Annotated in this window: 1 pseudogene; it reads left to right on the top strand. The window is 64.7% G+C overall.

From position 1 onward, the window contains the following. Positions 1 to 163 precede the first annotated feature (163 nt). Positions 164 to 709, top strand: a pseudogene (locus FOJ82_RS15955) (IS21 family transposase); the annotation flags it as partial.

The raw sequence follows: 709 nt of genomic DNA, 5'->3' as shown, positions 1-709 counted from the left end.
TGAATATCAGCGCTGCTGGGGGCCGTTGATCGTGTGTTTGGGGGCCACTGGCTGGCGGTGCTGATTGTCTCGTTGGGGGCCGGTGGTGGCGTGGTTGGGGGCCGCTGGTCTCTAGGCTCCTTCCGCCGTGTGTATAGGGCACGCGGCGGAAGGAGATTCTTCGATGGTACGAAAGATCAGGGCGAAGCTGGTGTTGCAGCTTCGTGCCGAGGGTCTGTCGGGGCGGGCGATCGCCGCGTCGCAACAGATGTCACGCAAGTCCGTGACGGCGGTGTTCGAGGCCGCCGACGCGGCCGGTTTGTCATGGGACGACGTCGCTGAGCGCAGCGATGATGAGGTCTATGAGTTGTTGTTCCCGGGGCGGGGTGAGCATGAGACGGTGTTCGCCACGCCGGACTGGGACCAGGTCCACAAGGAGATGGCCAGGGTCGGGGTGACGCTGAAGCTGCTGCACGGCGAATACAGCGACTCGTGTGCCGCGGAGCGGGTGCCGGCGATGGGTTATGACCGGTTCTGCAAGACCTACCAACGCCACGTGCTGGTCACGGGTGCTTCGTCGCGGGTGGGTCACAAGGCCGGGCAGAGCGTCGAGGTCGACTGGTCCGGCCCGACGATGGAACTGACGAACCCGGCCACCGGGGAGGTGTCGAAGGTCTACTTGTTCGTGGCGTGTTTGCCGTTCAGCAGGTTCGCGTTCGTCTATCCCGCG

The organism is Tessaracoccus rhinocerotis (assembly GCF_007197885.1).
GTDB lineage: Bacteria > Actinomycetota > Actinomycetes > Propionibacteriales > Propionibacteriaceae > Arachnia > Arachnia rhinocerotis.
This window is presented reverse-complemented; position numbering and strand designations above follow the sequence as displayed.